Here is a 24762-nt window from a genome sequence, read left to right as displayed (position 1 = left end):
ATAAATAATTTCTTGAAACCAAATATTCTAAAGTTATACAGGGGAATTTAGTTAGTTACAAGTATTGATCTTTTTTCTAATAAAAAAAATAGAAATTTTGTATTTAGATTCCCGTTTTTACGGGAATGACAATTTCAACGATAACATAGAAGCAATGTCTCTAGGAATTCTTTTCAATTAAAAAAGAGATTGTTGTTTTACGGGGTTTTCATGTGCTAATAACCATTTTTTACGCCAAATACCACCAGCATAACCTGTTAAAGAACCATCAGAACCAATAACTCTATGGCAAGGAATAATTATCCAAATTGGATTTTTTCCATTTGCAGAAGCCACTGCTCTTATTGCTTTTACATCACCCAAAGCTTTACTTTGTTCTAAATATGTTCTGGTTTTATTAAAAGGAATGTTTAATAATTCGTCCCAAACTTTTTTCTGAAATTCGGTTCCTTGAGGATTTAATTTTAAATCAAAATTGGTTCTTTCTCCATTAAAATATTCATCTAATTGAGTTGTACAATCTAGTAAACATTCAGGGATATCAGATTTTACCAATTCGAACTCAGTCGAGAAGTCATCATCGTCCAAAACAGCAACAGATTGAATTCCATTTTCGTCTCCAATAATTTTTGCAGTTCCTATGGGTGTTTTATAATATGTGGTTTGTAATTCTTGCATTAAATACCAAAAACTTCTTTAGAATTCTGAGTTGTAATTTCCGCAATTTCTTTAAAAGAAAGTCCATAAATGTCTACTAACTTATCAACAATATTGGTAATATACGCACTTTCATTTCTTTTTCCTCTATATGGAGTTGGTGCTAAATAAGGCGAATCTGTTTCTAAAACGATGTGTTTTAAATCAATTTCATTTAAAAATTTATCAATCTTACCATTTTTAAAAGTTACAATGCCCCCAATTCCTAATTTCATATTGTAAGAAATCGCTTTTTTAGCTTGTTCTAAAGTTCCTGTAAAACAGTGAAAAATTCCTCTTAAATCATCTCCTTTTTCAGTTTCTAAAACTTCAAAAATTTCATCAAAAGCATCTCTACAATGAATAACTATAGGTAGTTTTTTTTCTTTTGCCCATTGAATTTGAGTTCTAAAAGCTTCTTGTTGTTGTTCTAAAAGAGTTTTATCCCAATATAAATCAATACCAATTTCACCAATGGCATAAAAGTTTCTTTTGTCTATCCATTCTTTTACATGCGCCAATTCTGCCAAATAATTTTCTTTTACAGATGTTGGATGCAAACCCATCATTAAAAAAACATCATTAGGAAAGTCTTTTTCTAAAGAAAACATACTTTCTGTATAAGAAGAATCTATTGCAGGAATAAAAAAGCGAGAAACACCAGCGTCTTTTGCACGCTGAATCATTGCTGCTTGGTCTTCATTAAATTGACTAGAATATAAATGTGTGTGAGTATCTGTAATCATTTATTATAAAAATTTCATCAGCAAAATTACGAATTATTCTTAGTGAAAACAGCTATTGTATCCCGTTTTATAAAACGTACCTTTGCAGAAAAATATTTAGAATGACTTTTCAAGATTTAGGTATCTCTAATCAATTGCAGTATGCTATTGACGATTTGGGTTTTGTAAATCCAACTCCAATTCAAGAACAAGCATTTTCTGTTGTAAGATCGGGGAAAGATGTTGTAGGAATTGCGCAAACAGGAACAGGAAAAACGTTTGCTTATATGTTGCCTATTTTGCAAGATTTAAAGTTTTCTAAACAACAACACCCAAGGGTTTTGGTATTAGTACCAACGCGTGAATTGGTTTTACAAGTTGTTGATGAGATTGAAAAATTATCTGAATATATAAATACGCGTGTTTTAGGAGTTTATGGAGGTACAAACATCAACACTCAAAAACAATCAATTTTACAAGGTCAAGACATTATTGTAGCAACTCCAGGTAGATTATATGATTTGGCTTTGAGTAATGCTTTAAAACTAAAGTCTATTCAGAAATTAGTGATTGATGAAGTAGATGTAATGTTAGATTTAGGATTTCGTTTTCAGTTGATGAATATCTTTGATGTGATTCCAGAAAGAAGACAAAATGTTTTATTTTCTGCAACGATGACAGAAGATGTAGATGCTTTAATTTATGATTTCTTTAAAAATCCTGAAAAAATTTCTGTTGCAGTTAGTGGAACACCTCTAGATAATATTGAGCAAGTTTCTTATAATATTCCTAACTTTTTTACCAAAGTTAATTTATTGCATCACCTTCTAGCAGATAAAGAAACGTATAGTAAAGTATTGATTTTTGTTGGTTTTAAAAGAACTGCAGATTTGTTATTTAAACATTTAGAAGAAGTTTTTAATGATGAAATGTGTGTGATTCACTCTAATAAAACTCAGAATTACAGAATACGTTCTATAAAACAATTTGATGAAGGTAAAAATCGAATTTTACTAGCTACAGATGTAATGGCTCGTGGTTTAGATTTTGATAATGTTTCTCATGTTATTAATTTTGATACACCAGATTTCCCTGAAAATTATATGCACAGAATTGGTAGAACTGGTCGTGCAGAAAAAGCGGGAAAAACATTGCTATTTTCAACAGAGAAAGAGCAAGAATCAAAAAGGAAAATAGAAGCTTTAATGGATTTTAAAGTTCCTGTTTTAGAATTGCCAGAAGAAGTAGAAATTTCTGAGTTACTTACAGAAGATGAACGCCCAAGAGAAGATCAAGGAATTTCTAAAAACAGAACTTCTTTAGAATATGTTCCTGGACCAGCTTTTCATGAAAAGAGTGAAAAGAATAAAAAAACCAACCAAGGAGGTTCTTATAGAAGAGAAATTGCTAAAAAGTATAAAAAGCCAAAAACGAGAGGAGATAAAAACTACAACAAACGTAATAAGAAAAAATAATGCAGATTTTAACCGAACAAGAATTGCACAATTTGGCAATGAATATTGTAGGTGAAAAGCTTACAAAAATGGGTTATGAGTTTCAAGCCATAAATAGTAAGTTAAAAAAGCATCCTCAATTTGTACTCTTTAAAAAAGGAGAGCCTACAATTTTTGTGTTGGTAAAAGCAACTAGTAATATTCAAAATCCAAATGAATATGATGTTCTTTGGATGGAAACTTTTAAAAATCATGCAAAAAAACAAAATGCTAAAGTTTGGTTTGCTGGTGTTGGTTTAGCAAATGCAGAAAGTGTTGAGAATCCAGTTTTTAAAAATCAACCTTATTATGAGGCTTTTGATGATTTTATAAAGATTTTAGAGTAGGCTTTGTTTAATGGGTTTATGTTTTGAAAGTTGAGTTGGCTAGCAACTAAATTAGCAAAAGAAATCTAAACAGAGGAAAATCCGTAGGATTTTCCTAGTATACACAGAATAAGCAATTGATTATACAAGTCTTAACTTTGTCTTTTAATTAAATTTGATATTAAAAGTTTGTTTTACTCAATATATAATTTCCGTTTTTTATAACCAATAATTAAACCTGCAATACCAATAAGAAACATAGCTAAAAAACTAAAAAATATATTTTTATTATCAATGAAAAATTTAGAAAGAACAGTAATTATTAAAAAAACAAGTCCTAAGTATATCCATATACTATCGTGTTCTAATCTTTTTTTAGTTGAATATGTTGGTTTTTTATTAAATAATATTTTTAAAGAATCCCAATCCCAATAAAGTAAAAATAATGTTGAAATTAACATTAATCCAGTAATGATAGGTGTTCCTCTAAAATCATAGGAAATTGTAATCACAAAAACATTGACTATTATTGGTAAAAAAAGAATTGCTCCTAGTTTTGCAAAGCGTTGTGTTACGAGTAGTGTTCCAGTAATGAATTGTGCTAATCCTAAAAAACGCCAATATATACCTGACTCATATAAAGTTTCAAAAAAGTGCCAAGAAGAATTTATTGGGTTTTGAGCTCCACTTTCTGCTGTAAAACGTAATCCTTGTATTTTTACAAGGCTTGCAAAAATAAAAGCAAAACCGATTAAATATCGAAGATAGATGATGGATATTTGCATCCAAGACTTATGTTTCATGTGAGAAGTTTTTTAGACGACTTACTTAGAAGACGATATAAGGTTAATTTTGTTACTCAATTAATCATAAACATTATCTCTTTATGTTATTTTTTTAATTAAAATTTACCTTGTTATTAAGCTGAACCTGAATGTAGTTTAAATGTGTTAGCTGATATGACGCCCGTTTTAATAACTTATATCAGAAGTTAAACGAAGTTTGTAGTTTTTTAGAGAGTTAAATCTCTAAAAACAAAAAACCACCTGAATTTCAGGTGGTTTTTTAATTTTCTTTTAACTAAAGATTACTTAGCATCTTGTTCTAATAAATCAAAGAATTGATTTAATTTAGGCATAATAATGATTTTAGTTCTTCTGTTTTTTGACATATTTTCTGGAGAATCATTAGCAACTAAAGGCACATATTGGCTTCTTGCAGCAGCAATTAAACGCTCTGGTTTTACACCAAATTTATATTGTAAAATTCTAGTAATAGAAGTAGCTCTTTTAGCAGATAAATCCCAATTGTCTTGTAAGAATTCAGTTTTAATTGGTCTAGAATCTGTATGCCCTTCAATCATAACTTCCATTTGAGGTTGGTCGTTAATTACTTTTGCAATTTTTTCTAAAACTGTATAAGCACCTTCAGTTACATTATAACTTGCACTTTTAAACAATAACTTGTCAGAAATAGAAATAAATACAACAGTTTTTTCAACATTTACTTCAATGTCTTTATCTTGTATTCCGTCTGTTAAATTCTTAGTTAAATGATATTTAATAGCAAGATTTAATGAGTCTTTTTGAGTCATTGCTTTTCTTACACCATTAATGTATTTGTCTTTTTCACTTAACTGAGAAATAACACTTTTAATGTTATCAGATGAAGATTGTGTTAAAACCGTTAAGTTTTCAACCTGTTTTAAAGCTGTTTTTTTATCTTCTTTTAAGTATTTAACTTGTTCAGTTAAAGAAAAAACTTTTGAATCTTCTTTTTCTTTTTCAATTAAACACTTTTGTAAATTTGCTTTTACATTTACTAATTCTGTTTTAGCTTGATCATGTTTTGCTTGTAAAGCAACAAACTCTTTTTTTGCAACACAAGAACTTACTAAAATAGCTGTCAATAACAGTAATGATATTTTTTTCATCGATTAGATATTAAATTCAGTTAACAAATTTAGGAAAATGTATTTACAAAAAATATTATAAATGATATTTTATGAAAACTTTATGCACTATTTTTGCTAACAGATTCTAAAATTAATGATACTTAAAAAAAACCTTGTATTAATTACGATTATACTAATTATTTTTTCTTGTACTAAGGAAGAAAAGGCGGCAGATTTTGTTTTAAAAGGACATGTTTTTGGGACAACTTATAAAATTGTGTATTTAAATGCCAATAAAAATCATCAAAAATCTATTGATAGTTTGTTCTATTTAATGAATAAATCATTGTCAACTTATATTCCTACTTCCGATATTTCAAGAATAAACAAAGGGGATTCTACAGTAATTGTGGATGATTTATTTTTAGAAGTTTTTAATAAATCGAAAAGAATACATAAAGAAACCAATGAGTATTTTGATCCAACAGTTGGAAACTTAGTCAATTCTTGGGGATTTGGACCGAAAAGAGAAAAGAGAAATCTAACAGAAGAAGAGGTAAAAGAGCAAATGCAATTTGTAGGTTTAGATAAAGTAAATATTGTAAATAATAAAGTTCAAAAACTAAATCCTAAGATTTATTTAGATTTTAATTCTATTGCCAAAGGATTTGGAATTGATGTTGTAGCCCGTTTTTTAAGTAGTAAAAATATTGAAAATTTTTTAATAGAAATCGGAGGCGAAATTCGTGCTAAAGGAACCAAAGAAAATAAAATACCTTGGGTTATAAAATTAGTAGATCCTATTAAAAAAGATGCTGAAAAAGGTTATAAGAATATAAATTTATCTAATAAGTCTATGGCTACATCTGGTAATTATAGAAAATTTCGATTATCAGAAAATGGACAGAAATTTGTGCATACTATAAATCCTAAAACAGGGTACGCTAAAGAAAGTAATTTGTTAAGCGCTTCTGTAATTGCAAGTTTAGATTGTGCAGATGTAGATGCTTATGCAACTGCTCTTATGGCTATGGGATTAAAAAAATCAAAAGAATTTTTAGAAAATCATAAAAATATAGATGCTATTTTATTATTTGTTGATTTAAATGGTAATTTAAAAGAATATCAAACAAATACTTATAAGTAGGTAGTTTTGTTGGTTTTAAACGCTGTATTTTTGTTATATTGCATTTTATAACCAGGGGATAATTAACTACTACTATGAAAAAATTACTTTTGGCATTTTTATGCCTAATGACTTTTGCCTTCACTGAAGCTCAATCAAATAAAGATATTTCTAATGTATATATTAAGAGGGCTAAAGAAACTCTTGATAGAGATGCAGATTTTGAAGAGGCTTTAGTACATTTTGAAAAAGCCCTAAAATATTTAGACACTATTACAGATAAAAATACAGCTTCTCTTGCTTCATTAATTTATTTCGAAAATTATTCTTTACAGTCTGATGTAAAAGAGCAATTATTTTTTTTAGAAAAATCTGAATCTTATAGTAAACAATATTTTTTACTTGAGAAAAATGTAAATTCAGAAGAATATCTAAATAACGTAGAAAGTCTTGTTTTAATTAAGGAAACTATTGAAGAAATAAGTGAGCAGATAAAAAGAGAAGAAGAAGAACGAATTAGGAAAGAAAAAGAGCTTAAAAAAATCGATTCTTTAAAAAATATTTGGACAAGTAAATCTGAGTCACTTTCCTTAAAGTTTGATAGTATTTATAAATTTAATAAAAATAATTTAGCCCTATATTCCGTAAATAATTATTACGGTATTATAAATGATAGTGGAGAAATTTTGTTAGAAGCAGATAAATATCAAGATGTTTTAAGCTTCGATGGTTATTTTATATTCAAAAACAAAGAGCAAGAAGCTACTCAAATTTATTGTTATAATACTAATGATAAAACTGGTTTTTTATTGCCAAGTCCATCAGACTTTAATACGCTTTCTACCCATTTTGGTAACATAATGTTACCTAGAGGAAATGGAAGGTTAGTGGCATATCCAAACAACTCTTATGAGCCAATGGTATATGATTTAAGCGTAAAGAAAAATGTAAAAGTTTCTAACAAACAAGACTTATTTAAAAATTTAAAAAAGAATGATATTATAGATAAGTATAATAAGGATGATGAAGTTAAGATTAATAAAGTTTGGTATAAATTTGGAGGTCATTTAGGTGGTGGAATTCATCCATTATATCTGAATAATAATTATGATGTACATTCATTTTTATGTTCTATTGATGGAAAAATGTTGAGTACTTCTTCAAAGTATCAATACATAGGTGCTTTTTACAATAACAAGTTTCAAGCTTTAAAAAATAACGAAACTGTTTGGATTAACCAGAATGGAACAAAAGTAAGTGCTCCTAAAGATGAAGCAGGAGTTTATTCAGGAAATACTAAAGTCGTAAAGTTAGATAATGGATCTTATCAACTAATGAAAGATAGTTTAATTATTTTAGGAACTGAAAAATTAGAAAAAATGTCTGATTTTTTAAGGAATAATAAGTAATAATTTATTTTTTTTATAACATACAGGAAGAATTTCATTCTTCATTAAGCAAAATCGTTCTAGTTTTTCTGGAGCGATTTTTTTAGTGTAATCAATCTCATCAACTTTAAAACCTATAGAACGAAGTTTATTAAAATAATCTTTTCCATAAACTCTAACATGGTCATATTGGCCAAATATTTTAGCGCGCTCTTTTTTGTCGGTTATAGAATCATCCTCAAAAGTTTTTTCTCTAGATAAATCTTGAGGAATCTGAAAAATACCAAACCCACCTTTTTTCATTACTCTAAACAATTCTTGCATTGCTTTTGTATCATGTGTGATATGTTCTAAGACATGGTTGCAGAAAATAACATCAAAAGTATTATCGTCAAAAGGTAAGTCGCAAATATCAGCTTTTACATCTGCAATTGGAGATTCTAAATCTGAAGTAATGTAGTCAAGATTTTTTTGTTGTCGAAAAATATCAAGAAAACATTGTTCAGGAGCAATATGTAACGTTTTTAATTTTTCTTGTGATGTAAAAAAAGCAGTTTCATCTCTTAAAAACAGCCACATTAATCGATGTCTTTCTAGTGAAAGGGTAGAAGGAGAAAGTGCGTTTTCTCGTTGTTTTCCATATCCATAAGGTAAAAATTTACGAAAAGATTTTCCATCTATAGGATCTGTAAATTTATCACCTTTTAAAGTGAATGCAATGATGGGTCTAACTAGGTAGCTAGCTTTTATTAACCAAGGTCTTGGTATAGTATTTAGTATGGATTTAAATATAGACACGAATCTTAAGAATCTGCTCTAAATTCATCTTCTTCATCGGTAATAATTCCTAATGCTTCATGTACATATTTAAATGTAGAAAGTAGTTCTGGTTTTCCATTAACAATGGCAACATCATGTTCAAAATGAGCAGAGGGTTTATTGTCTAAAGTTGTAATTGTCCAACCATCTGCATGTTGTCTAATTTTATGAGTTCCTAAATTAGTCATTGGTTCTATTGCAACTACCATTCCTTCAACAAACTTTTTTCCTCTACCTCTTTTTCCGTAATTTGGCATTTCTGGATCTTCATGCATTTCTCTTCCTAAACCATGACCTACCAATTCTCTTACAACTCCATAACCCTGTTTTTCTGTGAAATTTTGTATTGCAAAACCTACATCACCAACTCTGTTACCTGCTTTAAATTCACGAATGCCTACATATAAACTTTCTCTAGTTATATCTAAAAGTTTTTTTGTTTCTGGATTAATTTCTCCAACAGCAAATGTATATGCATGATCTCCATAAAAGCCATTTTTTAAAGCACCACAATCTATAGAGATAATGTCTCCTTCTATTAAAGGTTTTTTATTAGGAATTCCATGTACAACTTGAGAATTAGGACTCATGCAAAGTGTATTAGGAAAATCATACAATCCTAAAAAACCAGGAATAGCGCCTTCAGATCTTATAAAATCTTCAGCAAGTTTGTCTAAATATAAAGTAGAAACTCCAGGTTTTACTTCTTTTGCAAGCATACCTAATGTTTTAGAAACTATTAATGCACTTTCGCGTATTATTTCTATTTCTTCTCTAGTTTTTATCTTAATCATGTTAAAAAAAATTGAACCGCAAAGTTACTATATTTTCTATTCTTACAAAGAAAGTTTACTTATTTGAAAAAAGAGAAAAACCCTTTTTTCTTTTTTGGAGTAGGGTCGTGATTAAAGATTGATTTATAGATGGCTGTCCATCCTAAAAAACCACCAACATTTCTATCGTCTATAAATAAATCGGCATGAATTTTACGACTGTATTTTTCATCATATTCTTCTTCTGGGAAGTTTTTATTTACAGCGTAAAATTCAAGATTATTTTCTTTACAAAATGCGACAGCTTCATCTAATCTTCTACCACTTCTGTAAGTCCAAAGTATTAATCTATGGCCTTGAGATTGTAGTTTTTTTAGTGTATCAAATGCAAAAATCATTGGTTCTCCAACTTTAGGATATGCATCCTCTACAATAGTGCCATCAAAATCTACAGCAATAATTAAAGTATTAGTTGGTAACATTATTTATCGTAAGAATGTTTGTAAGGTTGTCCAGAAACAATTTTCAAAATATCTTTTTCTAAAGATTCTCTAGCATATTCTACATATCTACCAATCTCTTTACCTTCTTTGTAAAAAATAAAAGTAGGGACTCTTTTAATATTTAAACCTTCTTGTAAATTATCAGGAGTTTTTTTACTTCTGTTAACCGTAATTAGTTCGAAGTTATTTAAATTAAAATCCGTTTGTTCTAAAATTTTATAGAAACGCGGAGTTTCTCTTTTACTATCTCCACACCAAGTACCCATAAAACCTTTAATTTTAACTCCCTTTAATTCCTTTTTAAGAGAAGCAATTGTAGCTGCATCTGGTGTATAGGTGTTGAATTTTTGGTTAAACCAATTATTATAAGGTGCTTGATTAAAAGATTCTTTGTCAGCAAACCCTACTAAATCCCCTCTTTTGTTTTTTTCTGCAGTTACTTTTTTTTGTACACTACAAGATGATAAAACAATTATAAAAGCTAATAAAAAAAGTTTTTTCATTTTTAAAAATTAAATTACAATAAAGAATGTTGCGTCATTTCTTTAGGTTGTTCAACTCCCATTAAATCTAAAATTGTAGGAGCAATGTCTCCCAATATACCACTTTTTATTGATTTTATTTCTTTGTCAATTAAAATGAAAGGTACAGGGTTTGTAGTATGTGCTGTGTGAGGAGAACCATCTGGATTCATCATTGTTTCACAGTTACCATGATCTGCAATTAATAATATTGAATAACCATTTTCTAAACCTGTTTCTATCACTTCTTTGGCACATTCATCTACAGCTTCACAAGCTTTTATAGCAGCTTCCATAATACCTGTGTGGCCAACCATATCTCCATTAGCAAAATTTAAACAAACAAAATCCGCTTCACCTTTTTCTAAATCTTCACATAAAGCATCTTTTAATTCATAAGCAGACATTTCTGGTTTTAAATCGTACGTTGCCACTTTTGGTGAGTTTCTTAAGATTCTAGACTCACCTTCAAAAGGTTCTTCTTGTCCTCCAGAAAAGAAAAAAGTAACGTGAGGATATTTTTCAGTTTCCGCAATTCTAATTTGTTTTTTACCAGCTTTAGATAAAACTTCTCCTAAAGTATTTTTAATATTATCTGTATTGTAAATTACATTTATTCCTTTAAAACTAGCATCGTATAAAGTAATTGTTGTGTAATACAAGTCTAATTTCTTCATTCCAAATTCTGGGAAATCATTTTGAGATAACGCATTTGTTAACTCTCTTCCTCTATCTGTTCTGTAGTTGAAGAATAAGACAACATCACCTTCTTTAATCTGAGCTTTTGGAGAACCGTCTTCATTTGTTATAATGATTGGTTTATGAAATTCATCTGTTATACCCGATTCGTAGTTAGCTTTTACAGTATCAATAACGTTCGTAGTTTTTGTTCCAATTCCATTTACAATACCATCGTAAGCTACTTTTACACGTTCCCATCTGTTGTCTCTATCCATAGCGTAATAACGACCTGTAACAGTTGCAATTTCACCTGTGCTTTTGTCCATATGTTCTTGAACCTCGTTTAAAAAATAAGGTGCCGATTTTGGATCACAATCACGACCATCTGTAAATGCATGTAAATACACGTTGTCTACTTCATTTTCTTTTGCAACATCTAATAATCCTTTTAAATGATTAATGTGTGCATGAATTCCTCCATTAGAAACCAATCCTAATAAATGAACATCTTTGTTATTTTCTTTAGCATATTTAAAAGTATCTAACAAAACTTTTTCTTTACCTAAAGTTTTTTCTTTTACTGCCTTGTTGATACGAGCTAAATTTTGATAAACTATTCTACCTGCACCTAAATTCATGTGGCCAACTTCAGAATTACCCATTTGTCCTTCTGGTAAACCAACATGTTCTCCATCAGTTCTTAATTCAGCATTTGGATATTTCTTATATAAACCGTTAATAAATGGTGTTTTTGCATTGTAAATAGCGGATACTTTTGGGTCTTGTGTAATTCCCCAACCATCCAAAATCATTAATATAACTTTCTTGTTCATTGTCTTAAAATTGAACAGTAAAAATAAGAAAGATTTTTGGCTTGTTTTTATTTTTTTTACGAAACCGATAACGTAAATAATATGTGTTTTATAAAACTAAAAATTGTGTAGAATTTATTTTAACGTTAATTGTGATTTTCTTAATAAAAACACATTTATTTTGTTAAATACCTGTTAATTGAATGTTTTCATTGAAACATTATTGATTTTTAGTGGTCTTTTAAATATAACAAACGAATAATTTATAAACCCAAAACCTTATTATTATGAAAAAATTAATCTTACCAATGTTATTATGTCTTTTTGCATTTGGATCTGTAAATGCAACAACTCCTGAAGCGTTTAAAGCAAAGAAAGTTATTACTACAAAAACGTATTATAATGTTAACACTTTTTGTAAGTTGATACAAATGGGAAAATTTGAAGCCGTTAAAGCTTTAATTGAATCAGGTGAAAATGTAAACAAAAAATCTAATGGATTAACGCCATTAATGTTTGCTGCAAGGCACAATAAGGCAAAAATTGCAAAACTTTTAATTGAAAGTGGTGCAAAATTAAAAGTTAAGTCTGATAGAGGAAATATGACAGCTTTGGCAATTGCAAAAAGATCTAAAGCAACAGATGCTATAAAAGTTATTAAAGAAGCACTTTAGGGTTATTATTTGAATTAATTAGTCTAGAGCAAAACAGACTGTCTTACAAGACAGTCTGTTTTTTATTTATAAAGAAACTATTAATTACTCAATATAATTTAAACCAATTAAAATAACTTTCACCTTTAATTATATATAGTTTTATAAATATAAAATGTTACATGTAATGTTTATTTACATTATGGTATATCTATAGAAAATAAAGTTTTAACAGCTTTTAAATGTGAAATCAATATTATAATATGTAATTTTGTAAGAATAATTCAATATTTTTTTAATGAGTCTACATTTCGAATTGAACGAAGTCACTAAAAAATTACCCAAACATTTATACCAGTTTGTGGTAAAACAACCTTATGAAGAATATACTGCCCAAAATCAGGCTGTTTGGCGTTATGTAATGAGGATGAATGTTAATTATTTAAGCAAAGTAGCTCATAAGTCTTATATAAATGGATTAGAAAAAACAGGTATTTCTGTGGATGTTATTCCTCATATGGATGGAATGAATAGAATTTTAAAAGAAATAGGTTGGGCAGCAGTTTCTGTAGATGGTTTTATTCCTCCAAATGCTTTTATGGAGTTTCAAGCATATAATGTTTTGGTAATTGCTTCAGATATGAGAACGATTAATCATATAGAATATACACCAGCGCCAGATATTATTCATGAAGCTGCAGGTCATGCACCAATTATTGCAAATCCTGAATATGCTGAATATTTAAGAAGATTTGGTGAAATTGGAAGTAAAGCAATTTCATCTTCTAAAGATTATGAAATGTATGAAGCAATTCGACTTTTATCAATCTTAAAAGAAGATCCAAATTCTAGTGAGAAAGAAATTGAAAAGGCTCAAGAAAAAGTTGAATTTCTTCAAAATAATATGGGAGAATTATCTGAAATGGCGCAAATTAGAAACTTACATTGGTGGACTGTAGAGTATGGATTGATTGGTACTCTAGAAAACCCTAAAATATATGGTGCAGGTTTGCTGTCATCAATAGGAGAAAGTGCATGGTGTATGCAAGATGAAGTAAAAAAAGTAGATTATTCGATTGATGCAGCTACCAAAACTTTTGATATTACTAAGCCTCAACCACAATTATTTGTAACCCCAGATTTTGCTTATTTAAGTTTGGTTTTAAATGAGTTTGCAAATACAATGGCTTTAAGAACTGGAGGCTTAAAAAGTATTCAAAAATTAATTGATTCAGAAAGTTTAGGTACTGTTGAATTAACAACTGGAATTCAAATTTCGGGTATATTTTCGAAAGTTATTCGTTATAAAAACAATAAAGTAGCTTACTTACAAACTGTTGGAGCAACCGCTTTATCAAATAGAGATAAAGAATTAATTGGACATGGAATTACAAGTCATGCAAATGGTTTTGGAAGTCCAGTAGGAAAGTTAAAAGGAATTAATTTACCAATTGAAGATATGAGCCCTAGAGATTTAAAAGCCTATAAAATTTATGAAGGTGAATTTATGACTTTAGAATTTGAAAGTGGTGTCATTGTAAAAGGTAAAGCAATCACAGGTACTAGAGATTTAAGAGGAAAAATTTTAATTATTTCTTTAGACGATTGTACAGTAACATATAATGATGAAGTTTTATTTAAACCAGAATGGGGTATTTATGATATGGCAATTGGTAAAGAAGTAATTTCAGCCTATTCAGGTCCTGCAGACGTAGATTCTTTTTTAGGTTTAGGAAAGGTTTCTGAGATAAAAACACGTAAAATTACATATTCTAATGAAGAAGAAAAATTATATGCATTATATGCAGAGGTTAGAGAAATGAGAGAGAAAGGCTCATCGACAAATAAAAAAATAACAGAAATTTTTAATCAGTTAAAAAGTCAATTTCAATTAGATTGGTTATTGTCATTAGAATTATATGAATTAGCTTTGCAGAATAACTATACTATTAAATCTGAAATCTTAACGAGGTTAGAAAATTTAAAATGTAACAAAAGCTACACAAAACTAATAGAAAATGGCTTAGTTTTGTGCGAAAATTAATAAAATAGTATGGGGTTATTTAACTTATTTAGAAGAAAAAATATGGGCGAAGAGATTAAAGAATATTTAGAAAAAGGAGCAATTGTTTTAGACGTAAGAACAAAGCAAGAATGGGATGAAGGTCATACAAAAGGAGCAAAACACGTAGTTTTAACGGTTATTCCTTTAGAGGTTGATAAAATTAAATCTTGGAAAAAGCCTATTATAGCTGTCTGTAGAAGTGGAGCAAGAAGCGGTCAAGCAACTCAGTTTTTAGCAAAACATGGAGTAGACGTTATAAATGGTGGACCTTGGCAAAATGTTGATCAACACGTAACTGCCAAATAATTTGTAAATAATCGATTAAATTCGGTTGTTTTTTAATAGTCTTAAAATGACAAAATAGAATTGTAACATACTGTTATGATTCTATTTTTTTATTTTCTAAAACCTTTTTTTCTATGTCTTTGTAGTCTATTGTATACTTTTATAGAATGGGTTATTTTTCTAATAACGGCAAAAGTACCTCCAAGCATTGCACCAACAAAAGCGCCCATTGTTATTGGGTCGTAATGATGACCTGTTATAAGATATTTTGCATAAAAAACAACTATACCTATAAAAATAGAAACAAGAAAAACCTTTAATTTAGATTTTGAATTATAGGCATAAAATCCACATAAAGCACCTGTAATAATTGATGTTGCTGTTATTTTTGTATATAATAATTCTATAAATGTAGTTTCCTTTGAAACAAAAATAGAGGTTATAAACAAACCAATAAAAACTCCCGAAATTATTCCAATTAATATTTTATTTATCATTTTTATGATGGTAAATTAAGCTTCATAAAAATACATAAATTATTGTTATTATATTAAGTTTCTTTTTTGCGCTTTCATAACAGCTTCTATTTTACTGTGTACTTGTAGTTTTTTGTATATATTTTCTATATGTTTTCTTACTGTAGATGGAGAAATAATTAGGTTTTTAGAAATTGCATTATAATTTAAACCTTTACTTAATTGTATTAAGATTTCAGTTTCTCTTTTAGATAATTTTACTTCTTCAGTTTCTTTAGATTTAGAACCTTGTAAATTTGGGTTTCTTAGTAGATTTAATGTTTTTAAAGCTATACTTGGTGTCATTGGTGCACCGCCTTCTGTTACTTCAATAATACTTTTGTGTAAATTTTCTGCATCAATTTCTTTTAATAAATATCCATTTGCACCTGCTTTTATCGATTTAAAAACACAATCGTCATCATCTACTACTGTGAGCATAATTATTTTTATTTGTGGATATTTGTTTTTAACAATCTCTGTAGCTTTTATACCATTCATTTCAGGCATTTGGATATCCATTAAAATTACATCTATATTGTGGTTTTCTTCTAATTTACCAATAAGCTCTGCACCATTATTAGCGTGAAATTTTATAGAAATATCATCGAAAAAAGAAAGCTTTTCTCTAATTGTTTTTACAAGAAAGTAGTTGTCTTCTGCAATACAAATTTTTAAGTTCATAAACTTGGTTGTTTTTTTCTAAATTAACAATTGTATTAGATTAATGTTATAAGTCTTTTGACGTATTTTTTAATGAAATACTAAGAGAGATTTTAGTGCCTTTTTTTTCTTCGGACTCTATTTTTACTTTTCCATTAATTTCACTCATTCTTTTTTCCATATTACTTAATCCATTGCCGAGTTCTATAGATTTTAAATCAAAACCATTACCATTATCTTTTATAATAGCTTCAAAAAAGTTATTATTTTTTTGTAATTGTACTTCAATTTTTGTTGCTTCAGCATATTTTAATGAATTATTAATTGCTTCTTGAATAACTCTAAAGATATTCATTCCTACAAGAGAAGAAAAAGACATGTTTTTGTCAATATTATAATTTACTTCAAATTCAATATTTTGATAAGTATTTTTTGCTTTTTCTACAAATGATAATATTCTAGTATGTAAATCTTCAACACTCACTTCAGATTTATTCATCGCCCAAATAGTATCTCTTAATTCATGAATTGTTTGAGATGTAAAAGAACTAATGCCAGATAATTTCTCTATTAATTTATCATTTACTCCTTTGGTAATATACTTTAGATTATCTACAGAAGAAATAATAAATGTAAGCTGTGAGCCAATATTATCATGTAAATCTCTAGAGATTCTTAATCGTTGTTCTTGCAATCTATTTTGGGTTTTTATGGTTGCTAAAGCATCTTTTAAATCAATTTCTTTTTGTAGTTGTTTTCTTTTAAATTGATTTTTTTTGTAGATACCCCAAAATATAATTCCCAAAATTAACAATACAGAGCTAAGAATGAATGCATATAAATTTCTATTTTTTATAGCTAATTCTTGTTCTAGTAATAGTTCTTTTTGTTGTGCAATTTCCTTTTCTTTTTTTGCTGTTTCGTATTTGGTTTCAATTTCAGCAATAGATTTTATTTTTTCATCATTTAAAATACTATCATTATATTTTATAAAAAGCTTTAAATATTTGTTAGAAAGTTTGTTTTCATTTTTCTTTTCGTAGAGTTTGGCTAAAATTTTTGAAATATCAACAATATATTCTTTGGCATTTACTTCTTTTGCAAATGAAAAAGCTTTTTTTGCAGTAAAGAGTGCTTCTGTGTATTTTTCTTGTTTATAGTATAAATTGGCTAGCGAGTAATTTAAGAATGCTAATTCATAAGGTTCTCTATTTTTAGTGTGTAATTTAATGGCTTTTAAGTAATTTTTTTTTGCTAGTTTATAGTTATGTAAACTATCATACGCAATTGCCATAACACTTATTGGATATGCTGTATAGCGTTCAAAATTTAATTTTAAAAAGTATTCTTTAGATTTATTTGAATATTTAATTGCTTTTTTATATTGCCCTAATTCATTTTGAGTTCCAGCAATATTATTATTAGCCATAGCTACACGAAGAGAGTTTTTAATTTTCTTATATATTTCTAGAGATTTAAAATTATATTTTAATGATTTTTTATATTCTTTTAACTTTCTATAGTCCCAACCTATATTTAAATAGGAATTTGCAACACCTAAGCTGTCTTTTATCTTTTCATAAATGGATAATGTCTTAAAATTATATTCAATTGATTTTTTCAAATCACCATGCTTTGAATATGTTATTGCAAAACCATTATAAATATCTGCTATAGAAGTAGAGTCTTTTAATGTAAAACTAATTGGTAGCGCTTTTTCAAAGTTTTTAATTGCTCTTGAGTAATCACCCGACTCAAAACTTCTGAACCCTAAAGACATTAAAGCTTTCATTTTCAGTGAATCATTATTAATTTCTTTAGAAATTTCAAATGCTTTTTTTGTATATAGATTAGAACTATCTAAATTAATACGACTGTAAATTTCAGATATTTGAAGTAAAGTCTTAAATTTTTGTTTTCCATTTTGAGATTTACTTAAAAATTTGAGGCTATCAATTTTTTTATTTTGAGAAATACATTTAGAGCTACAAAAGAGGATCGATATAATTATTAAGATTTTAATCTTCATAAAATAGTTTTTAATTATAGAGGTTTTTAGTTAAATATTTCTGATAAAGAAAACTGAATATTAAGAGTTTCAACCTTTATATAATTTATCTTTAGTTGCATTTTTTTTTCAATAAAGTTAAAATTTAACGCTTTTATTTTTAATTTTTCAGAAACTAATTTTTCTTTTTTTAACTCTAAAAATAAATAATTTAATTTATTTATTTCTTGTGCCTTACTTTTTTTATGTCTGTAGTGAAAAAATAAAAAGATTGCAGAAATTATAAAGATGAATAAAAAATATTCTAAAATGAGTATCATAAATAATTTGTTTTTTTAAAAAAAAGGAGATGGTTGCCATTATTTTAAAACGAACAACCATCTGTAACCCTAAAAACAGTCTTTATATTTTAACGATTGTTAAACTGACCTAACCATTTGCCTGTTTCTGTAGATGAAATATTTATTTCATTTAATGCACCATTGTTTTCAGAAACATCATAAGAAATTTTATCTCTACAAGTATCTCTAAATTGAACTTCTGTAGAACCAGCGGTTGTTAACCTTGGGTTTTTAATAGTTATACATTCTTCACCATCAACTTCTATAGTTAAAATATTATTCATTAAAGTAAAAGTTGCTTTTGTGCCTTCTGGGTAAGGAGAGTCTGCGTCTGGAAAGTGCATTGTTAAATTATGAGTACCTTCTATTGATGCAGCAGCAGTTCCAGGTGTATCACTAGAAGTTAAACTGTACTCACAAACTGTGTCACAATTTCCACCATTATTATCATCATTTTTTGAGCATGCGGTAAATAGAGTTGATAATAATAAAAGAGTTAAGATTTTTTTTGAAGTTTTCATATATTTTAGTTTAAGATTACTTTACAAACTTCTGTAAAATTGTAGCCAAAAAAAATACGGCAGATGCCGTATTTTTTTACTTTTCATAGAAATTTATTAATTTTTTGGGGCATTAAATTTCCCTTCGGTTACCTCTTTTCTATCGGTATTACCATTATAACCCAAAAAAGAAAAAGTTCCTTTAATGTTAGAATCTGTATCTTCTGTAATTTCTATTGTACCATTTCCAATATCAAAAGTAGACATCCAAGATGCTAAAGGAGTTAAAGTTCCGTAAGCAATAGAGTTTACGTTAGATATTGCATCACCAGTTTTATATGTGGCAACACCTTTATAGTTCATGAGATTTATTCTAATATATTCTCCTGTAGCGTTAGAGCCTTGTATTGCTAATACACCATTTGTGTCTATTGCACTAACTGTAGATTTTAAAGATTCAAAATTTGTACCACTAACTTTTGCTGTTAAAGATCCTTCTCCTCCTAATAACTCATCAACTACATCATTAGTACTACATGATAATAGTATTGTTGTACAAACAAATAATAATAACATTTTTAAATTTTTCATAATTTTTGTCTTTATAATTATATTGTACAAAACTGATGATTATTAGCATTGAAGTCAATACGGCATTTACCGTATTTTAGTTGCTACAATTCTTATTTTAATTTATTAAAAAAAGCATTTAATTGTTTTTCTAAAAAGGTGTTGCAAGCATTGTAAAAACCATCTGCATATTTATCTGGGTCAACATCAATCCATTTGGTGGTTTTAGAAAAACGGTCTGCTTTTGCATCTAAATAATTAGAAAAAGTAGAGAAAGAAGTTGGCGTAAAAGAACCTTGCTTTTGATATGCTACAATTTTTTGTTTTTTCAATACACCTTCAATTTCAATATCATCTTTTAAGCTACCATTAAATTGTGCTGTAGTTCCTAAACCAGCTTTTCCATAAGAAAAAGAAACCATAGAATTTACAGGGTAGCTCTCTACTGCACCTTTAAGTTGAACAGAGCCAAATAACTTACCTAAAGTACTTTTTTTCTTTTTCAATTTTTTAGGAATGGTAACTACATATTCATCAATTAAACGCAAATTGGTTAAAACTTTTACTTTAGCACCACCAGCACTAAAAAAGTTGCTTCCATTTTCAGAAAACATTACGTGCATATTTACATCTGCAATAATTGCATCATCTAATTCTTTAGATAGTTTTGCTTGAATCCCTAAACCACCCAAACCTAAAGCACCAGCTTTTTTATAATAAAAAGTATAGTTTTTTGGTGCACAAGTAATAATACCAGTTCTATTTTCTATAATATAAGGACCACTTGCTTTATCCCAACCTTGTAATGCTTTTGTTTTGCCAGCTTCTTCACCAGATATAATATCATAACCTTCCTTTTTTAATTTATTTACATAATTATTAAAAAGTAAGTTTGTTTTTTCTTGCATTTTATTAGCATCAACTCCATCTAAACCTAATGCAGCTCTTGCAATTGCACTGCTTTTGTTACCAGAAATCCTTCCTCCATTTCCACCAGCTTTAAAATCTACTGCTTCTTTATAAATTTCAAAATCTACATTAAAAGAGTTAATATAAATTCTTTTAGAAGCCTTTTTCATTTTACTCAATCCATAATTTTTGTTGGTAATTTTTACATTTCCTAAACTTTGTGCGTTTAATGAAATAGCAAAACAAATTCCAATTGTAAATAAGAATAATTTTTTCATTTTTAAGTGTTTTTATAGTTACAAGACAAAATTCTCTAAAAGATAAAATATGTACAATACGTCATATGCCTTATTTCTAGAAATTGTAAATACTTGAATCCTTGTAAAAAATAATTTAAAAATATATTTTATGAAAATGATAAAAAAGCCACACTAAAAGTAAATAGGGAACAAGAATGTGCACATGTAAAATCTAAAATAAAGGCAGGGAGATTACAAATAGGTTTTGGTTATGCAACAGGTGCAGTAGATCTTTTAATTAATGAAGAAATTTTAAAAGAAAACGTAACTTATACGTGTGCAAAAAGCGAAGTTAGTATTTGATTTAATAACCTTAATAAAGTAAAATATGGCAGGTTTTTAATTACCAAATTAGACAAAGAAAATAGAATTATGTCTGGTCAATTCGATTTTAAAGCAGAAAGTAATGATTATAGTCAGGCTTATGATTATGTTGTAACTTATTAATTAAAACTAATAAAAGAAAACTCTTTTTTCAATTTTTCTTTTTTGACCTCCAAGTTTTTTAAAAATTGTTGATGTTGCTCAGAATTCTCATTAAAAGGTCTGTGAGCAATTCCTTTTTGAATTACTTCAATTTCATTCATTGTTGATTTTGAGTTTTCAGTAAACCAAGTATTTATAAATTTTTCCCAAATGTAATTTATGGCTGTTTTGTTTGGGTGAATCATATCCTCTGAATAGAAACGATAATCGCGTAATTCATCCATCATAATTTCATAAGAAGGAAAATAAAATGTATTCTTTTTTTGATTAATAACATTATGAATTGCACTTATTAAATGAGATTTACTGTGCGTATTTTCTATAAAACCATCTTTTAAATGCCTTACAGGAGAAACTGTAAAAAGTACATTTACATCTTTATTTACAGATTTTATAAGTGAAATGATAGCTTCTAATGTTTCCGTTATTTCATCAACAGAAAGTAATTCTTTTAAGAATTTTTTTTGCGGAATTTTATGACAATTTGCAACAATCATATCTGTTTCTATAAACCTGTAAACCCAAGAAGTACCTAGTGTTATTATTATGTGAGAAGCTTCTTTTAATTTTCTTTTTGTTAAAGATATAGTGGTGTTTAATTTCTTTAAAAATAGTTTTTCATTGCTAGTACTTAAATTAGAATGTGCATCAAAACTATGCCAACGTTCATTTTGAAAAACAATATCATTTACATTGTATTCTTTTTCGTTAATTGCATTTGTAATTAATTTTTCTATTGCTTTTGGATGAAAAAGAATTCCAAATGGATTTTGAAATGTTTGAAACTTGTAATAATTAAGTTTATCGCCAATATTTTCTGAGAAACAAGAGCCTAATAAAAGAATTTTAGAATTATAATCTATTCCGTTTCTTGTTACTTTTTTTAAAGGAATTATAGTTTGAAGCTGCATAGTATAAAGGTAAAATAAAAAAGGCTCAAAATAAAATTTTGAACCTTTTCTAAGATGTTTTTAATAAGTTTTTTAAACTAAATAATCTTTAGCTCTTTCTAAAACTTTCGGAATTCCTCCAGGATTTTTTCCTCCAGCAGTTGCAAAGAAATTTTGTCCACCTCCACCACCGTGAATTAGTTTTCCAAGTTCTCTTACTACTTTTCCTGCATCATAACCACGTTCGTTTGCTAATTCTTTAGAGATGTAACAAGTTAGCATTGCTTTGTCTTTTTTCTCTGAAGTTGCAAAAAGTAAAAATAAATTTTGATGTTCTTTTCCTAAAGAAAAAGCTAGATTTTTAATTCCGTTTTGGTCTAAATCTATTTTTGTAGCTAAAAATTGAACGCCATTAATTTCTTGCAATTGATTTTTTAGTTCACCAGATAAATTCTGAGCTTTGTCTTTTAATAATTGCTCAATTTGCTTTTGTAAAGAAGCATTTTCATCTTGTAATTTCTGAACCGCTTTTACAGGTTCTTTCGTATTGTTTAGTAGGTCTTTAATTTCAAATAATGCTCTGTTGTTTTCGAAGTAAAAATCTTTTACAGCATCATTGGTAATTGCTTCAATTCTTCTAATACCAGAAGCTACGGCTCCTTCAGATTTAATTTTAAAATGCCAAATATCACCAGTATTTTTTACGTGAGTTCCACCACAAAGCTCAATTGATTTTCCGAATTTTATTGCTCTTACAGTGTCGCCATATTTTTCTCCAAATAAAGCCATTGCACCATCAGCAATTGCTTTTTCCATGGTAATATTTCTACTTTCTTCTAATGCAAGTTTACCATCAATTCTTCTATTTACAAAGTTTTCTACTTCGCGTAATTCTTCTACAGTTAATTTAGAAAAATGAGAAAAATCGAAGCGTAAATATTTTGAGTGAACAGCAGAACCTTTTTGCTCTACGTGTGTTCCTAAAACTTCTCTTAAAGCCTGATGTAAAAGGTGAGTAGCTGTATGATTACATTCTGTTCTAGAACGTTGTTTTTTGTCTACAACAGCTTTAAATGTTCCATTAAGATCGTTAGGTAAGTTTTTAGAAAAATGAATAATTACGTTATTCTCTTTCTTAGTATCTAATATATAAATAACATCTCCACGAGAATCTTCTAAATATCCTTTGTCACCAACTTGTCCTCCACCTTCAGGGTAAAAAGGAGTCAAATTAAAAACGAGTTGATACATTTCTCCATCTTTTTTAGAAGTAACTTTTCTGTATCTAGTAATTTTTACATTTGCTTCTAAAGTATCATAACCTATAAATTCTTCTTCTGCATCTTCAGCTAAAATTGTCCAATCATCTGTAGACATTTCACTTGCTGCTCTAGATCTACTTTTTTGTTTTTGAAGTTCTGTTTCAAATCCTTTTTCATCCAAAGTTAATCCTTTTTCAGAAAGAATTAAAGATGTTAAATCAATAGGAAACCCATAGGTGTCATATAATTCAAAAGCTTTATCACCAGAAACTTCATTACTAGCAGTGTTGTCGATAATTCTGTCTAATAAAAGTAAACCTTGGTCTAAAGTTCTTAAAAAAGAAGTTTCTTCTTCTTTAATTACATTTTCTATTAACTGTTTTTGAGCTTTTAATTCTGGGAAAGCAACGCCCATTTTTTTACTTAAAACATCAACCAATCTATAGATAAAAGGTTCTTTTTTATTTAAGAAAGTAAAACCATAACGTACAGCTCTTCTTAAAATTCTTCTAATTACATAACCAGCACCTGTATTACTAGGTAATTGGCCATCTGCAATAGAAAATGCAACTGCTCTAACATGATCAGAAATTACACGAATTGCGATATCTTGTTCTAAATTTTCACCATATTTTACATGAGTTATTGTTTCAATTTCTCTAATTATTGGTGTAAAAACATCTGTATCGTAATTAGATTTTACGTTTTGCATTACCATGCATAAACGCTCAAAACCCATTCCTGTATCAATATGTTTGTTTGGTAATTCTTCTAAAGTTCCATTTGCTTTTCTATTGAATTGCATAAAAACTAAGTTCCAGATTTCTACAACTTGAGGATGATCTTCGTTTACTAAAGTTTTACCATCAACTTTTGCTTTTTCTTCTGCAGAACGAATGTCTACATGAATTTCAGAACAAGGTCCACAAGGTCCTTGCTCGCCCATTTCCCAGAAATTATCTTTCTTATTTCCTTTTAAAATACGATCTTCAGAAATAAATTGTTTCCATAAATCATAAGCTTCAGTATCCATTTTTAAATTGTCAGCATCATCAGAACCTTCAAAAACAGTTACATATAAAATATCCTTATCAATTTTATAAACTTCGGTTAATAATTCCCAAGCCCAAGCAATAGCTTCTTTCTTAAAATAATCTCCAAAAGACCAGTTACCTAACATTTCGAATAATGTATGGTGATAAGTATCGTAACCAACTTCTTCTAAATCGTTATGTTTACCAGAAACACGTAAACATTTTTGAGAATCTGCTATTCTATTCTTTTTTGGTTTTCCATTTCCTAAAAAATATTCTTTAAAAGGTGCCATTCCAGAATTTACAAACATTAATGTTGGATCGTCCTTTGTTACCATTGGAGCAGAAGGAACAATTAAATGCTCTTTTTCTTGGAAAAAATTTAAAAAAGTAGCACGAATATCTTGTGATTTCATAAAAAAAGAAGTTTCCAACAAGTTGGATTATGTTAAATTATTTTTAAAAATATTGCTAAAAAAAAGCAATTGTAAAACATTTTGTAAATTTGTCTGTTATTAAAAATGA

Annotated in this window: 25 protein-coding genes; 7 read left to right on the top strand and 18 right to left on the bottom strand. The window is 28.1% G+C overall.

What is annotated here, in order from left to right; genetic code table 11:
* Positions 1 to 177: 177 nt before the first annotated feature.
* Positions 178 to 678, bottom strand: coding sequence for a methylated-DNA--[protein]-cysteine S-methyltransferase (locus PHEL85_RS08730; RefSeq protein ID WP_036824067.1), 501 nt, complete (start codon positions 676 to 678; stop codon positions 178 to 180).
* Positions 678 to 1442, bottom strand: coding sequence for a TatD family hydrolase (locus PHEL85_RS08725; protein WP_036824064.1), 765 nt, complete (start codon positions 1440 to 1442; stop codon positions 678 to 680). Before PHEL85_RS08725 ends, PHEL85_RS08730 begins: the two co-directional genes overlap by 1 nt.
* A 101-nt stretch (positions 1443 to 1543) precedes the next feature.
* On the opposite strand from PHEL85_RS08725, the gene PHEL85_RS08720 reads away from it, so the two are divergent.
* On the top strand, positions 1544 to 2896 hold the full coding sequence (locus PHEL85_RS08720; RefSeq protein ID WP_036824061.1) for a DEAD/DEAH box helicase: 1353 nt from the start codon (positions 1544 to 1546) through the stop codon (positions 2894 to 2896).
* A complete protein-coding gene (locus PHEL85_RS08715; protein ID WP_036824058.1) occupies positions 2896 to 3261 on the top strand; it encodes a hypothetical protein in 366 nt (121 codons plus the stop codon). Before PHEL85_RS08720 ends, PHEL85_RS08715 begins: the two co-directional genes overlap by 1 nt.
* Positions 3262 to 3434: 173 nt before the next feature.
* Here PHEL85_RS08715 and PHEL85_RS08710 read toward each other — a convergent pair whose 3' ends face one another.
* Positions 3435 to 4043 (bottom strand): hypothetical protein, encoded by a 609-nt coding sequence (locus tag PHEL85_RS08710; protein ID WP_036824055.1) that lies wholly within the window; start codon positions 4041 to 4043, stop codon positions 3435 to 3437.
* A 284-nt stretch (positions 4044 to 4327) separates the two neighbouring features.
* Positions 4328 to 5173, bottom strand: coding sequence for a flagellar motor protein MotB (locus PHEL85_RS08705; protein ID WP_036824050.1), 846 nt, complete (start codon positions 5171 to 5173; stop codon positions 4328 to 4330).
* A 115-nt stretch (positions 5174 to 5288) separates the two neighbouring features.
* Between PHEL85_RS08705 and PHEL85_RS08700 the strand changes: the two genes are divergently transcribed.
* The gene (locus tag PHEL85_RS08700; protein ID WP_036824048.1) at positions 5289 to 6281 is read left to right on the top strand and encodes an FAD:protein FMN transferase; all 993 of its coding nucleotides are present in this window, start codon (positions 5289 to 5291) and stop codon (positions 6279 to 6281) included.
* Positions 6282 to 6355: 74 nt separating this feature from the next.
* On the top strand, positions 6356 to 7669 hold the full coding sequence (locus tag PHEL85_RS08695; RefSeq protein ID WP_156109154.1) for a WG repeat-containing protein: 1314 nt from the start codon (positions 6356 to 6358) through the stop codon (positions 7667 to 7669).
* Here PHEL85_RS08695 and PHEL85_RS08690 read toward each other — a convergent pair.
* From PHEL85_RS08690 to gpmI, 5 genes are read right to left on the bottom strand one after another with little or no spacing between them, the layout of a single operon-like run.
* Positions 7652 to 8446, bottom strand: coding sequence for a class I SAM-dependent methyltransferase (locus PHEL85_RS08690; protein ID WP_036824039.1), 795 nt, complete (start codon positions 8444 to 8446; stop codon positions 7652 to 7654). The two genes, PHEL85_RS08695 and PHEL85_RS08690, sit on opposite strands and share 18 nt — an antisense overlap.
* Before the next feature lie 5 nt (positions 8447 to 8451).
* Complete coding sequence (map, locus tag PHEL85_RS08685) at positions 8452 to 9261, bottom strand: type I methionyl aminopeptidase (RefSeq protein WP_036824035.1); 810 nt, start codon at positions 9259 to 9261, stop codon at positions 8452 to 8454.
* Positions 9262 to 9320: 59 nt separating this feature from the next.
* The gene (locus tag PHEL85_RS08680; RefSeq protein ID WP_036824030.1) at positions 9321 to 9722 is read right to left on the bottom strand and encodes a BT0820 family HAD-type phosphatase; all 402 of its coding nucleotides are present in this window, start codon (positions 9720 to 9722) and stop codon (positions 9321 to 9323) included.
* Positions 9722 to 10246 (bottom strand): thioredoxin family protein, encoded by a 525-nt coding sequence (locus tag PHEL85_RS08675; RefSeq protein ID WP_036824026.1) that lies wholly within the window; start codon positions 10244 to 10246, stop codon positions 9722 to 9724. Before PHEL85_RS08675 ends, PHEL85_RS08680 begins: the two co-directional genes overlap by 1 nt.
* Before the next feature lie 14 nt (positions 10247 to 10260).
* The gene (gpmI, locus tag PHEL85_RS08670) at positions 10261 to 11778 is read right to left on the bottom strand and encodes a 2,3-bisphosphoglycerate-independent phosphoglycerate mutase (protein WP_036824024.1); all 1518 of its coding nucleotides are present in this window, start codon (positions 11776 to 11778) and stop codon (positions 10261 to 10263) included.
* 266 nt (positions 11779 to 12044) lie between these two features.
* Here gpmI and PHEL85_RS08665 point away from each other — a divergent pair, with 266 nt between their 5' ends.
* The 3 genes from PHEL85_RS08665 to PHEL85_RS08655 all read left to right on the top strand — a co-directional run bounded on the left by PHEL85_RS08665 (position 12045) and on the right by PHEL85_RS08655 (position 14781).
* Positions 12045 to 12431, top strand: a complete 387-nt coding sequence (locus tag PHEL85_RS08665; RefSeq protein ID WP_036824020.1) for an ankyrin repeat domain-containing protein — start codon at positions 12045 to 12047, stop codon at positions 12429 to 12431.
* A 277-nt stretch (positions 12432 to 12708) separates the two neighbouring features.
* Positions 12709 to 14454, top strand: a complete 1746-nt coding sequence (locus tag PHEL85_RS08660) for an aromatic amino acid hydroxylase (RefSeq protein WP_036824018.1) — start codon at positions 12709 to 12711, stop codon at positions 14452 to 14454.
* A 9-nt stretch (positions 14455 to 14463) separates the two neighbouring features.
* On the top strand, positions 14464 to 14781 hold the full coding sequence (locus tag PHEL85_RS08655) for a rhodanese-like domain-containing protein (protein WP_235318253.1): 318 nt from the start codon (positions 14464 to 14466) through the stop codon (positions 14779 to 14781).
* Between the two features lie 89 nt (positions 14782 to 14870).
* On the opposite strand, the gene PHEL85_RS08650 is transcribed toward PHEL85_RS08655, so the two are convergent.
* From PHEL85_RS08650 to alaS, 9 genes are all read right to left on the bottom strand, one after another.
* Positions 14871 to 15257 (bottom strand): hypothetical protein, encoded by a 387-nt coding sequence (locus PHEL85_RS08650; protein ID WP_036824016.1) that lies wholly within the window; start codon positions 15255 to 15257, stop codon positions 14871 to 14873.
* Between the two features lie 48 nt (positions 15258 to 15305).
* Positions 15306 to 15959 (bottom strand): response regulator, encoded by a 654-nt coding sequence (locus PHEL85_RS08645; protein WP_036824013.1) that lies wholly within the window; start codon positions 15957 to 15959, stop codon positions 15306 to 15308.
* Positions 15960 to 16005: 46 nt separating this feature from the next.
* Positions 16006 to 17967 (bottom strand): tetratricopeptide repeat protein, encoded by a 1962-nt coding sequence (locus tag PHEL85_RS08640; RefSeq protein ID WP_036824010.1) that lies wholly within the window; start codon positions 17965 to 17967, stop codon positions 16006 to 16008.
* Positions 17968 to 17993: 26 nt separating this feature from the next.
* The gene (locus PHEL85_RS17890) at positions 17994 to 18266 is read right to left on the bottom strand and encodes a hypothetical protein (RefSeq protein WP_036824007.1); all 273 of its coding nucleotides are present in this window, start codon (positions 18264 to 18266) and stop codon (positions 17994 to 17996) included.
* Positions 18267 to 18355: 89 nt separating this feature from the next.
* Positions 18356 to 18808, bottom strand: coding sequence for a hypothetical protein (locus PHEL85_RS08630; protein ID WP_036824004.1), 453 nt, complete (start codon positions 18806 to 18808; stop codon positions 18356 to 18358).
* 96 nt (positions 18809 to 18904) lie between these two features.
* Entirely contained in the window at positions 18905 to 19378 is a 474-nt protein-coding gene (locus PHEL85_RS08625) for a DUF6252 family protein (RefSeq protein WP_036824002.1), read from the bottom strand.
* A gap of 92 nt (positions 19379 to 19470) precedes the next feature.
* A complete protein-coding gene (locus tag PHEL85_RS08620; RefSeq protein WP_036824001.1) occupies positions 19471 to 20544 on the bottom strand; it encodes a hypothetical protein in 1074 nt (357 codons plus the stop codon).
* Positions 20545 to 21008: 464 nt separating this feature from the next.
* Positions 21009 to 21962, bottom strand: a complete 954-nt coding sequence (locus tag PHEL85_RS08615; protein ID WP_036823999.1) for a GSCFA domain-containing protein — start codon at positions 21960 to 21962, stop codon at positions 21009 to 21011.
* Positions 21963 to 22034: 72 nt separating this feature from the next.
* Positions 22035 to 24653, bottom strand: a complete 2619-nt coding sequence (alaS, locus tag PHEL85_RS08610; protein ID WP_036826074.1) for an alanine--tRNA ligase — start codon at positions 24651 to 24653, stop codon at positions 22035 to 22037.
* Between the last annotated feature and the right edge of the window lie 109 nt (positions 24654 to 24762).

This window comes from Polaribacter sp. Hel1_85 (assembly GCF_000766795.1).
In the GTDB taxonomy this organism is placed as follows: domain Bacteria; phylum Bacteroidota; class Bacteroidia; order Flavobacteriales; family Flavobacteriaceae; genus Polaribacter.
Note: the sequence above shows the minus strand (reverse complement) of the source record. Positions and strands in the feature narration are given on the sequence as shown.

Excerpts from the sequence above, each read along its gene's own strand:
- PHEL85_RS08725 (WP_036824064.1), bottom strand. The coding sequence starts at position 1,442 with ATGATTACAGATACTCACACACATTTATATTCTAGTCAATTTAATGAA.
- PHEL85_RS17890 (WP_036824007.1), bottom strand. The coding sequence starts at position 18,266 with ATGATACTCATTTTAGAATATTTTTTATTCATCTTTATAATTTCTGCA.
- PHEL85_RS08640 (WP_036824010.1), bottom strand. The coding sequence starts at position 17,967 with ATGAAGATTAAAATCTTAATAATTATATCGATCCTCTTTTGTAGCTCT.
- PHEL85_RS08675 (WP_036824026.1), bottom strand. The coding sequence starts at position 10,246 with ATGAAAAAACTTTTTTTATTAGCTTTTATAATTGTTTTATCATCTTGT.
- PHEL85_RS08625 (WP_036824002.1), bottom strand. The coding sequence starts at position 19,378 with ATGAAAAATTTAAAAATGTTATTATTATTTGTTTGTACAACAATACTA.
- PHEL85_RS08655 (WP_235318253.1), top strand. The coding sequence starts at position 14,464 with ATGGGGTTATTTAACTTATTTAGAAGAAAAAATATGGGCGAAGAGATT.
- map (WP_036824035.1), bottom strand. The coding sequence starts at position 9,261 with ATGATTAAGATAAAAACTAGAGAAGAAATAGAAATAATACGCGAAAGT.
- PHEL85_RS08660 (WP_036824018.1), top strand. The coding sequence starts at position 12,709 with ATGAGTCTACATTTCGAATTGAACGAAGTCACTAAAAAATTACCCAAA.
- gpmI (WP_036824024.1), bottom strand. The coding sequence starts at position 11,778 with ATGAACAAGAAAGTTATATTAATGATTTTGGATGGTTGGGGAATTACA.
- PHEL85_RS08620 (WP_036824001.1), bottom strand. The coding sequence starts at position 20,544 with ATGAAAAAATTATTCTTATTTACAATTGGAATTTGTTTTGCTATTTCA.
- PHEL85_RS08700 (WP_036824048.1), top strand. The coding sequence starts at position 5,289 with ATGATACTTAAAAAAAACCTTGTATTAATTACGATTATACTAATTATT.
- PHEL85_RS08710 (WP_036824055.1), bottom strand. The coding sequence starts at position 4,043 with ATGAAACATAAGTCTTGGATGCAAATATCCATCATCTATCTTCGATAT.
- PHEL85_RS08630 (WP_036824004.1), bottom strand. The coding sequence starts at position 18,808 with ATGAAAACTTCAAAAAAAATCTTAACTCTTTTATTATTATCAACTCTA.
- PHEL85_RS08715 (WP_036824058.1), top strand. The coding sequence starts at position 2,896 with ATGCAGATTTTAACCGAACAAGAATTGCACAATTTGGCAATGAATATT.
- PHEL85_RS08615 (WP_036823999.1), bottom strand. The coding sequence starts at position 21,962 with ATGCAGCTTCAAACTATAATTCCTTTAAAAAAAGTAACAAGAAACGGA.
- alaS (WP_036826074.1), bottom strand. The coding sequence starts at position 24,653 with ATGAAATCACAAGATATTCGTGCTACTTTTTTAAATTTTTTCCAAGAA.
- PHEL85_RS08665 (WP_036824020.1), top strand. The coding sequence starts at position 12,045 with ATGAAAAAATTAATCTTACCAATGTTATTATGTCTTTTTGCATTTGGA.
- PHEL85_RS08680 (WP_036824030.1), bottom strand. The coding sequence starts at position 9,722 with ATGTTACCAACTAATACTTTAATTATTGCTGTAGATTTTGATGGCACT.
- PHEL85_RS08650 (WP_036824016.1), bottom strand. The coding sequence starts at position 15,257 with ATGATAAATAAAATATTAATTGGAATAATTTCGGGAGTTTTTATTGGT.
- PHEL85_RS08695 (WP_156109154.1), top strand. The coding sequence starts at position 6,356 with ATGAAAAAATTACTTTTGGCATTTTTATGCCTAATGACTTTTGCCTTC.
- PHEL85_RS08645 (WP_036824013.1), bottom strand. The coding sequence starts at position 15,959 with ATGAACTTAAAAATTTGTATTGCAGAAGACAACTACTTTCTTGTAAAA.
- PHEL85_RS08705 (WP_036824050.1), bottom strand. The coding sequence starts at position 5,173 with ATGAAAAAAATATCATTACTGTTATTGACAGCTATTTTAGTAAGTTCT.
- PHEL85_RS08720 (WP_036824061.1), top strand. The coding sequence starts at position 1,544 with ATGACTTTTCAAGATTTAGGTATCTCTAATCAATTGCAGTATGCTATT.
- PHEL85_RS08730 (WP_036824067.1), bottom strand. The coding sequence starts at position 678 with ATGCAAGAATTACAAACCACATATTATAAAACACCCATAGGAACTGCA.